The 221-nt window shown below is 65.6% G+C and carries 1 pseudogene; it reads right to left on the bottom strand.

Annotation, left to right across the window (positions count from 1 at the left end):
* A pseudogene (locus tag AC0L3P_RS40410) lies at positions 1-221 on the bottom strand (transposase); the annotation flags it as partial.

Genomic DNA, 221 nt, shown 5'->3' with positions numbered 1-221 from the left:
CCGGGTGCTTCGACAGCCACGCCTGAACGGTCGCCATTTCCCGGTCGGGTAGCAAGGCAACGATCCGCCGACGCTCCGAATCGCACACGATGGTCCCGTACCGACGACTTCTCCGGAACGCCCCGTCATCGATACCCACAACCAGTTGCTGACAGGCAGCATGAGCCGCTTGGCGAAGCTTGCTGCCGGCCGGCCGCCGAGCGGCAACCCCAGGTGATGGA

Source organism: Bradyrhizobium sp. WSM4874 (genome assembly GCF_055811835.1).
The sequence above is the reverse complement of the archived record's forward strand: the minus strand, read 5'-3'. Positions and strand labels throughout refer to the sequence as shown.